This is a genomic window from Bacillus sp. FSL R5-0593 (genome assembly GCF_038603755.1).
Taxonomy (GTDB): domain Bacteria; phylum Bacillota; class Bacilli; order Bacillales; family Bacillaceae; genus Bacillus; species Bacillus velezensis.
Genome location: NZ_CP152011.1, coordinates 1 through 10,000, shown reverse-complemented (window position 1 = coordinate 10,000; position 10,000 = coordinate 1). Strand labels below are relative to the sequence as shown.

General features: G+C 45.7%; 7 protein-coding genes and 1 rRNA gene (1 of these 8 cut by a window edge). All 8 read right to left on the bottom strand.

From position 1 onward, the window contains the following. Positions 1 to 649, bottom strand: a 16S ribosomal RNA gene (locus tag NYE36_RS00040) (it extends 901 nt beyond the left edge of the window). Between the two features lie 300 nt (positions 650 to 949). After that, a complete protein-coding gene (gene gyrA, locus NYE36_RS00035; RefSeq protein WP_015239009.1) occupies positions 950 to 3,409 on the bottom strand; it encodes a DNA gyrase subunit A in 2,460 nt (819 codons plus the stop codon). 215 nt (positions 3,410 to 3,624) lie between these two features. Further along, positions 3,625 to 5,541: a DNA topoisomerase (ATP-hydrolyzing) subunit B gene (gyrB, locus tag NYE36_RS00030; RefSeq protein WP_014720600.1), complete on the bottom strand. Its 1,917-nt coding sequence runs from the start codon at positions 5,539 to 5,541 to the stop codon at positions 3,625 to 3,627. Positions 5,542 to 5,597: 56 nt separating this feature from the next. Beyond that, positions 5,598 to 5,843, bottom strand: coding sequence for an extracellular matrix/biofilm biosynthesis regulator RemA family protein (locus NYE36_RS00025; protein ID WP_004392908.1), 246 nt, complete (start codon positions 5,841 to 5,843; stop codon positions 5,598 to 5,600). Between the two features lie 17 nt (positions 5,844 to 5,860). Then, on the bottom strand, positions 5,861 to 6,973 hold the full coding sequence (recF, locus tag NYE36_RS00020) for a DNA replication/repair protein RecF (protein WP_007409910.1): 1,113 nt from the start codon (positions 6,971 to 6,973) through the stop codon (positions 5,861 to 5,863). 15 nt (positions 6,974 to 6,988) lie between these two features. Continuing rightward, positions 6,989 to 7,204 carry a ribosome maturation protein RlbA gene (gene rlbA, locus NYE36_RS00015; protein ID WP_064115174.1) on the bottom strand — a complete coding sequence of 72 codons (216 nt, stop codon included), beginning with the start codon at positions 7,202 to 7,204 and terminating at the stop codon, positions 6,989 to 6,991. Between the two features lie 134 nt (positions 7,205 to 7,338). After that, complete coding sequence (dnaN, locus tag NYE36_RS00010; RefSeq protein ID WP_014416704.1) at positions 7,339 to 8,475, bottom strand: DNA polymerase III subunit beta; 1,137 nt, start codon at positions 8,473 to 8,475, stop codon at positions 7,339 to 7,341. Between the two features lie 184 nt (positions 8,476 to 8,659). Continuing rightward, complete coding sequence (gene dnaA, locus NYE36_RS00005) at positions 8,660 to 10,000, bottom strand: chromosomal replication initiator protein DnaA (RefSeq protein ID WP_007409908.1); 1,341 nt, start codon at positions 9,998 to 10,000, stop codon at positions 8,660 to 8,662.

Sequence of the window (10,000 nt, the reverse complement as noted above, 5' to 3'; positions counted from 1 at the left end):
TTTCCAATGACCCTCCCCGGTTGAGCCGGGGGCTTTCACATCAGACTTAAGAAACCGCCTGCGAGCCCTTTACGCCCAATAATTCCGGACAACGCTTGCCACCTACGTATTACCGCGGCTGCTGGCACGTAGTTAGCCGTGGCTTTCTGGTTAGGTACCGTCAAGGTGCCGCCCTATTTGAACGGCACTTGTTCTTCCCTAACAACAGAGCTTTACGATCCGAAAACCTTCATCACTCACGCGGCGTTGCTCCGTCAGACTTTCGTCCATTGCGGAAGATTCCCTACTGCTGCCTCCCGTAGGAGTCTGGGCCGTGTCTCAGTCCCAGTGTGGCCGATCACCCTCTCAGGTCGGCTACGCATCGTCGCCTTGGTGAGCCGTTACCTCACCAACTAGCTAATGCGCCGCGGGTCCATCTGTAAGTGGTAGCCGAAGCCACCTTTTATGTCTGAACCATGCGGTTCAGACAACCATCCGGTATTAGCCCCGGTTTCCCGGAGTTATCCCAGTCTTACAGGCAGGTTACCCACGTGTTACTCACCCGTCCGCCGCTAACATCAGGGAGCAAGCTCCCATCTGTCCGCTCGACTTGCATGTATTAGGCACGCCGCCAGCGTTCGTCCTGAGCCAGGATCAAACTCTCCGATAAAGTAGTTTGACTGACTACGCACATCGCTGTGCGATTTATTTAAAACTTTGAATTAACAGGTACGTTTTGTCTTGTTTAGTTTTCAAAGAACTTTGTTGCTTCTCTCGAAGCGACCTCTTAATCATAACATTTTCAGTTTGCTAGGTCAATACTTTTTTAAAAAATATTTTCGCTAGGCTTGCCTTTCTATTAAAAAGACAACAAAAATGATTATATCAGCATCATCACTATGTGTCAAAGCTTTTTTTTTCATTTCTTTATATAGTAAAAGCGCAGCCTGTTGCAGCTGCGCTTTTACGTTTATACTTCTTCCGTTTCTTCCGGCTCTTCTTCATTCTTTTCCACAAGCGCCACAGTGGCTACATGCTCTTGATCAGACATGCGGATCAGACGGACGCCTTGTGTTACGCGTCCCGTAGTGGAGATATCATTAATATCCATTCTGATTAACACGCCGCTTGCCGTAATAATCATTAAGTCCTCTTCGCCTTTTGTTGCTTTCACGGTTACTAACGGACCGTTGCTGTCAGTGATTTTACATGTTTTAAGGCCTTTTCCGCCCCGGCTTTGAACTCTGTATTCTGAAGCCGGTGTGCGTTTGCCGTAGCCGTTTTCTGTCACTATGAGGACATGGGAGTCTTCTTCAAGAATCTCCATGCCTACCACGACATCATCGTCTGTCAGCGTGATGCCTTTAACACCCGCAGCTGTGCGTCCCATTTGTCTTACATCTGCTTCAGGGAAACGGATCAGCAAACCGTTCTTCGTTCCGATGATGATTTGTTTCTTGCCGTCAGTCAGGCGGACGGCCATCAGTTCATCGTCTTCCCGGAGACCTAGGGCGATCAGCCCGTTATTCCGTATATTCGCAAACTGGGACAGTGCCGTACGTTTCGACACCCCTTGTTTGGTCGTAAAGAAGAGGTATTGCTCCTCATCAAACGTGCTGACCGGAATAATGGCATTAATCCATTCACCTTTTTCAACCTCCAGAAGGTTAATAATCGGAATGCCTTTTGCCGTACGGCCGTATTCAGGGATTTCATATCCTTTAGAACGGTATACCTTCCCTTTATTAGAGAAGAACAGGATCGTATCGTGCGTTGATGTGGAAATTAAGTGTTCCACAAAGTCATCTTCATTCGTTCCCATTCCCTGTACGCCTTTTCCGCCCCGTTTTTGGCTGCGGTATGTGGACGCCGGGAGACGTTTAACATAGCCGTTATGGGTCAGTGTGATGACGATATTTTCTCTCTCGATAAGATCTTCATCTTCAATTGTTTCAAGACCGGACGTCACGATTTCAGTGCGTCTCTCATCATTGAAACGCTCTTTGATTTCATTGAGCTCTTCACGAATGATCTCAAGAACTCTTGCTTCATTGGCTAAAATATCTTTCAGCTCGGCGATAAGCGCAACAAGTGATTGATATTCCTCTTCAATCTTTTCGCGCTCCAGACCGGTTAATCGCTGAAGGCGCATATCCAGAATGGCTTGCGCTTGTTTTTCAGTCAGTGAGAATTGTTCGATCAAACCTGTTCTCGCAATTTCAGCCGTCTGGGAATTGCGGATAAGAGAAATAACGGCATCTAAATGATCGAGAGCAATTCTTAAACCTTCCAGAATGTGAGCTCTCGCTTCCGCTTTGCGGAGTTCGTAAGCCGTTCTGCGCCGGATCACAACCTTTTGGTGATCAAGATAATGTTCCAGACATTGTTTCAGGCTTAGTACCTTCGGCTGTCCGTCAACGAGCGCCAGCAGGTTGATTCCGAAAGACGTCTGCAGGGCCGTTTGTTTGTACAGGTTATTCAAAATGACGTGAGCATTGGCGTCACGGCGGATCTCAATGACGATTCTCATTCCGTTACGGTCGGATTCGTCTCGCAGATCGGTAATTCCTTCGATTTTTTTGTCCCGGACAAGATCTGCGATTTTTTCAATTAATCTCGCTTTGTTCACCTGATAAGGAAGTTCTGTGACAATAATTCTTTCTTTTCCCGATGATGTCTCTTCGATTTCAGCCTTAGCTCGGATTGTGATTGATCCCCGTCCGGATTCATATGCCTTGCGGATGCCGCTCCGGCCTAAAATCTGACCTGCAGTCGGAAAATCCGGGCCCGGGATGTATTCCATCAGCTCCTGGTTTGTAATCTCAGGATTCTCACTTACGGCAAGCACGCCTTCAATGACTTCCCCAAGCTGATGCGGAGGAATATTTGTCGCCATTCCGACCGCGATACCGGCAGCTCCGTTGACGAGCAGATTCGGAAATCTCGAAGGCATGACGACAGGTTCTCTTTCTGCGCCGTCATAGTTATCTTGATAATCAATCGTATCTTTCGTAATGTCCCGGAGGATTTCCATTGCGATTTTTGACATTCTCGCTTCTGTGTAACGCATCGCGGCCGCTGAGTCGCCGTCAACCGAACCGAAGTTGCCGTGTCCGTCAACAAGCATGTAGCGGTAGTTAAAATCCTGCGCCATTCTGACCATTGATTCGTAAACCGCTGAGTCACCGTGCGGGTGGTACTTACCGATAACTTCACCGACGATACGGGCAGATTTTTTATATGGTTTGTCACTGGTCATGCCTAAATCATTCATCGCGTACAAAATCCGTCTGTGAACCGGCTTCAGACCGTCACGCACATCCGGAAGCGCCCGGGATACGATAACGCTCATTGCATAGTCCAGGAAGGATGTCCGCATTTCCTGACTGATATTGACTTCACGTACTTGTGGTGTGTTTTGTTCACTCATTAAAAAAACCTCCCTGAAGTATCACATGAAATAATGTGGGAGTAGATTGTCCATTATGATCTTCAATACGATTTCACTATTCTCCATTATATCAATAAACTTGTGTTTATACACATTAATTTAGTAGAATATACGGGTTTTGCGGGTTTTCAGAGGCTTTAGAAGCCGCTTTGAGAAAAAAGCCTTATTTCTTAACGAAAATAAGGCTTTCTTGGTTAAATATCAAGATTTTTCACGTATCTGGCGTTTGCTTCTATAAAGTTTCTCCGCGGTTCTACTTTGTCACCCATCAGCATTTCAAAAGTCTCGTCAGCGTCCATTGCATCTTCAAGATTGACTTGCAGAAGCGTTCTGGTCGCAGGGTCCATTGTCGTTTCCCAAAGCTGAGTCGCGTTCATTTCTCCAAGACCTTTATAACGCTGGAGGCCGGGCTTAGGTGATTGCGGAAGCTCTTTTAACAGCTCATCAAGCTGCTTATCGTTATAAGCGTATTCCACCCGTTTTCCCTGCTGCACTTTATAAAGCGGCGGCTGGGCAATGTAGACATAGCCGTTTTCGATGATTTCCCGCATGTATCTGTAGAAGAACGTTAATAAAAGCGTTCTGATGTGGGCGCCGTCAACATCGGCATCCGTCATGATGACCACTTTATGATAACGCGCTTTTTCAAGATTAAAATCTTCTCCGATTCCTGTTCCGAGAGCCGTGATCATTGATCTGACCTCATTGTTTGAGAGGATCTTATCAAGTCTGGCTTTCTCAACGTTCAGAATCTTACCGCGCAGCGGCAGAATAGCTTGGAAATGACGGTCCCGTCCTTGTTTCGCTGATCCGCCCGCAGAGTCACCCTCTACGATATACAGCTCGGAAATGCTCGGATCTTTAGAAGAACAGTCCGCCAGTTTGCCCGGCAGATTGGAAATCTCAAGCGCACTTTTGCGCCGGGTCAATTCCCGTGCTTTTTTCGCTGCCATCCGCGCTCTTGCGGCCATTAAACCTTTTTCAACGATTTTGCGGGCTGAGTCCGGATTTTCAAGAAGGAATGTTTCCAGCGCAGAAGAAAACAGCGTATCAGTGATCGTTCTCGCTTCGGAGTTGCCGAGCTTCGTTTTCGTCTGCCCTTCGAATTGCGGATCAGGGTGCTTAATTGAAATAATGGCAGTCAGCCCTTCTCTCACATCATCCCCGCTTAAATTCGGATCATTTTCTTTGAAAATCCCTTTTCTTCTTGCATAGTCGTTTATGACACGGGTCAGACCGGTTTTAAATCCGGCCTCGTGCGTGCCGCCTTCGTATGTGTTGATATTATTCGTGAAAGAATAAATATTGCTTGTATAGCTGTCGTTGTATTGCAATGCAACTTCAACCGTTATGCCGTCTTTCTCGCCTTCGATATAAATCGGCTCTTCATGAACGACTTCTTTGGAACGGTTTAAGTACTCAACATAGCTTTTGATTCCGCCTTCGTAGTGGTACTCGTTTTTCCGTTCTTGTCCTTCACGTTTGTCTTCAATCGTGATGTTTACGCCTTTTGTCAGGAAGGCCAATTCCCGGACACGGTTTGAAAGCAGATCATAGTCGTATACGGTTGTTTCTTTGAAGATTTCCGGATCCGGAACGAAGTGCGTAATCGTTCCGGTCTTATCAGTATCACCGATCACTTCAAGATCGGCCACAGGTACACCGCGCTCGTACGCCTGATAGTGGATTTTTCCGTCACGATGAACCGTAACGTCAAGAGTGGTCGACAAGGCGTTTACGACAGACGCCCCTACACCGTGAAGACCGCCGGATACTTTATATCCGCTTCCGTCAAATTTACCGCCGGCGTGGAGAACGGTCATGATGACTTCAACCGCAGGGCGGCCCATCTTCTCCTGGATACCGACCGGAATGCCGCGCCCGTTGTCCTTAACGGTAATGCTGTTATCTTTTTCAATCTCGATGTTAATATCTGTACAATAACCGGCCAGGGCTTCGTCAATACTGTTGTCGACGATTTCCCACACCAAGTGGTGAAGGCCTTTGCTGTTAGTTGATCCGATGTACATCCCCGGTCTCTTTCGAACAGCTTCCAAACCTTCTAATACCTGTATCTGATTCTCATCATAACTATTTTGCTGCTGTTCCATAGCCATGCACATTCACCTACACTTTTCTTAAACGATATATTCATTGTAAAGATCCGCTAAGAATCTATTTCTAACATAAATTGCGCACGTTTCTTCAGTGTGCCGGAAGATAAGGGAGAGTAATATATATTCTCAGTCGTGACTACGATAGACTTTGGCGTGCCGTTTACGGACGGCACTACTTTTTCTTTCTGTCTGTCCAGAAATTCTTCAACGATCGGCGATACATTGACCTTGCAGTCAAAAATGCCGACGATATCGCGTGTTGAAACGACAAAGTCGTCACCTAAATGAATATACAATCGCTCACCTCATTTCTTCACTTCACTAACGTACCGTTTTCCACACGGAACATTCCTGCTTGATGTAAGGTATCGTGGTCAATGCCATCCACGCTTGTCGTGGTGACAAATGTCTGCACACGGCCTTGGATCGTATGAAGCAAATGGGACTGTCGGTAATCATCCAGCTCGCTTAGTACATCATCCAATAGTAAAATGGGGTATTCTCCGATTTCTTCATGAATCAAATCTATTTCGGCCAGCTTCAAAGACAAAGCCGTCGTACGCTGCTGTCCCTGCGAACCGTACGTCTGCACATCGCGTCCGTTCACATAAAAAAGGACATCATCCCGATGCGGTCCGAATAATGTGACGCCTCGTTCTATTTCTTTTTCTTTTAATTTCGAAAAAGACTCCTGGTAGCTGTTACCTATTTTCGACAAATCTTTGGGATCTGATACATCAAGCGCCGTGTGATACTTAAGCGTCAGTTCTTCAAGTCCCCGGGAAATGCCGGAATGGATCGGCTGCGCCCATTTTTCAAGCTGCGCCGTAAACTGCAGACGTTTGGCGACAACTTTTGCGGCTGCTTCAATCAGCTGATCAGTGAGAACGTCAAGCATGGTCCGGTCAGTCTGTTTCCGGCTTTGCAGCTGTTTCAGAAAATGATTCCGCTGTGAAAGGATTTTTTGATACAGAGATAAATCATACAGATAAACGGCAGAAACCTGCCCGATCTCCATATCGAGAAATCTCCTCCTTACCTGAGGGCTTCCTTTGACGAGATTTAAATCCTCAGGGGCAAACATAATGGTGTTCAGCGCTCCGACATACTGACTGAGTTTTTGCTGCTCTATATGATTGACCTTGCCCTTTTTACCTTTTTTGGAGATGACAAGCTGCATCGGGATGTCCCCGTTTCGCTTCATCACTCTTCCTTCTATTTTAGCATAGTCTTCGTCCCACCGTATAAGTTCTTTGTCATTTGAGGTGCGGTGTGATTTTGCCATCGAAAGGACATAGATGGCTTCCATCAGATTGGTTTTGCCTTGGGCATTTTCCCCGATGATCACATTCACCTTGTTTTCGAATTGAAGCTCAGCGCGCTCATAATTACGGTAGGATGTTAATTCTAAATTTTGGATATACAACCGCTGTCACCCGCTTTAATTGACGACTTGAAATGAACCAAATCCTTCAATCGCGACCACGTCTCCAACGTAAAGCTTTCTGCCGCGGCGATTGTCAGGTTCATTGTTGATAGTCACCTCATGCTCGCTCAGAAACCACTTCGCCATGCCGCCGGACTGAATCACATCGGCTAATTTTAAAAACTGGCCAAGCGTAATCATTTCTGTATCAATCGAAATCGGATTTGCCATATTATCGACCTCTTTCAAATATCACTAATATCTAATTGTACTAAAAAATCCTGAAATAAGGAAAGGGAAAACTTGAGGGAGCGGCTGATGAATAGAAAAGCTGCCGAACTAAGCCGGCAGCACATTCTGTTTGATTAATACGTTCTGACCGGAAGGATGAGCTGAACGATGGTTTCATCATTCGGCGTACGGATAAGAAACGGTCTCATCGCTCCCGTAAAGCTGATACGGATGTCCGCTCCTTCAAGTACTTTCAGTGCGTCCATCATATATTTTGGACTGAATGAAATATTTAATTCCTCGCCGTCAATCTGGTCAGCCAGCACAGCTTCGACCACTTTCCCGATTTCCGGAGAATTTGATGAAATCTCCAGCGAATCCGCCGGTTTGGCAGAAAGCTTTACAACGTTGTTGCGGCCTTCTCTCGCCAATAAAGAAGCACGGTCTATCGCCTGTAAAAATTCCTTCGTGTTCACGACGATTTCCGTTTTGCTTTCCTGCGGAATTAAGCTGGTCGTGTCCGGATAGTTTCCGTCAAGCAATCTTGAGAAGAACAATACGTTTTTCGCTTTGAACAGAACTTGGGTTTCTGTAATGACGATATCAACCAGTTCTTGGTTGTCATCAAGAATTTTGCTCAGCTCAGTTAAGCTTTTCCCGGGAATGACCACGTTATAAGAGCTGTCTTCCGGAATATCAAGCTTCGCCTTTCTTAAAGCGAGTCGGTGGCTATCCGTGGCAGTGCATAATAATTCACCGTTTTCGACTTTCCAGTTTACACCTGTCAAGATAGGGCGTGTTTCTGAGGCGGACACAGCGAACACGGTTTGGCGGATCAGGTTTTTCAAAAGATCCGTCGGAATCTGAATGGCGTGATGCTCTTCGATTTGCGGCAGATGCGGATATTCATCTGCATCAAGGCCGTTTAAATTAAATTCGGCTTTTCCGGAACGGATAATCGTTAAATATTGATTTTGAACTTCGATTTCAACAGTCGCCATCGGAAGTTTTTTAACGATTTCGCTGAAGAAACGGGCTTGCAGCACGATACTTCCCGGCTGATCGATCGTCACGATTTCTTTATCATCTTCTTCTTTCGGAATGAATGACTCGATTGAAATATCAGAGTCACTTCCCGTGAAAGATACTCCTTCATCTGAGGCGACGATCTTAATACCGGTGAGAATGGGAATTGTGGTTCTGGATGAAACGGCTTTTAGAACGTCTTGTACACTTTCGACTAAACGATCTTTTTGAATCGTAAATTTCATGTTTATCCTCCTAACGGATAATATAATTAATATATTTTAAAAATAGCAGTAGTAATAGTAGGGCCTGTGGATTTGTGGATAAGTTGTGAAAAAGACAGGAAATACAGCCTATCCACATGTGGACAGACTGTGTATGGCTATGAAAAAGTTATTCACACTTTCCCCGATTCATCCGAGGGCACTATTATTTAAGCAGTTCTTTTATTTCTTTCACCTGCTGCTGAAGCTGCTCGTCATCAATCAGCAGTTTTGAAATCTTTTCATGGGCGTGAATGACGGTTGTATGGTCTCTGCCGCCAAATTCTTCCCCGATTTTAGGCAAAGAAGAATCCGTCATTTCTCTTGAAAGATACATCGCAATTTGTCTTGGGAACGCCACGGATTTCGTGCGCTTTTTCGCTTTGAAATCTTCAAGCTTAATGTTGAACTGCTGTCCGACAATCCGCTGAATCTCTTTTATCGTAATGACCTTCGGCTTAGAAGACGGAATGATATCTTTCAATGCTTCTGCAGCCAGGTCTGCGTTAATGTCTTTATTGATTAAGGATGAATAGGCGACAACCCGGATTAATGCCCCTTCCAGTTCGCGGATGTTGCTGTCAATCTGATTCGCGATGTAAAGCATGACCTCGTTCGGAATATCAAGGCCTTCCGCCTTCGCTTTCTTTCTCAGGATGGCAATCCGCGTTTCCAGATCCGGCGGTGTGATATCCGTAATCAATCCCCATTCGAACCGCGAACGAAGGCGGTCTTCAAGGGTCGGGATCTCTTTCGGCGGTCTGTCGCTGGAAATCACGATTTGTTTGCTTTCTTCATGAAGCGTGTTGAATGTATGGAAAAACTCTTCCTGTGTTTGTTCTTTTCCGGCTAAAAATTGAATATCATCTATCAAAAGTACATCAACGTTCCGATAGCGGTTGCGGAAATCAACGGCTTTATTATCGCGGATTGAGTTGATGAATTCATTTGTGAATTTTTCAGAAGACAGGTACACCACTTTGGCTGAAGGATTATGATCAATGACATAATGGCCGATCGCGTGCATTAAGTGAGTTTTTCCTAAGCCGACTCCCCCGTATATAAATAAAGGGTTGTACGCTTTAGCGGGTGCTTCCGCCACAGCCAGTGATGCTGCATGGGCGAATCGGTTTCCCGATCCGATGACGAATGTGTCGAATGTATATTTCGGGTTGAGCATGCTTTGGGGAAAATCAGACGGTTCCTCTTTTGCCGCTTTTTTCACTTGCGGTTTCGGTAAAAAGTTTTCTTCGTCCTGATTTTGAGGAATGACAAATTTGACGCTCAATTCTTCCCCGGTTAATTCGTATATGGTATCTGCAATGAGATGTAAGTACCTGGACTCCAGCCAGTCTCTGGCAAATTCATTGGGAGCGGTGATGGTTAAGGTATCCCCTTGCAGCGAATGGGCTTTCGTCGACTTCATCCAAGTTTCGAAACTCGGTTTGCTTAGCTTTTTCTCAATTTGAGCTAGAGCTTGATTCCAAAGATCCAATATATTCTCCAT

What these genes read in the sequence shown, in the direction of transcription:
- gyrA (WP_015239009.1), bottom strand. Translation starts at nt 3,409, where the DNA reads ATGAGTGAACAAAACACACCACAAGTACGTGAAGTCAATATCAGTCAG.
- gyrB (WP_014720600.1), bottom strand. Translation starts at nt 5,541, where the DNA reads ATGGAACAGCAGCAAAATAGTTATGATGAGAATCAGATACAGGTATTA.
- rlbA (WP_064115174.1), bottom strand. Translation starts at nt 7,204, where the DNA reads ATGGCAAATCCGATTTCGATTGATACAGAAATGATTACGCTTGGCCAG.
- dnaN (WP_014416704.1), bottom strand. Translation starts at nt 8,475, where the DNA reads ATGAAATTTACGATTCAAAAAGATCGTTTAGTCGAAAGTGTACAAGAC.
- dnaA (WP_007409908.1), bottom strand. Translation starts at nt 10,000, where the DNA reads ATGGAGAATATATTGGATCTTTGGAATCAAGCTCTAGCTCAAATTGAG.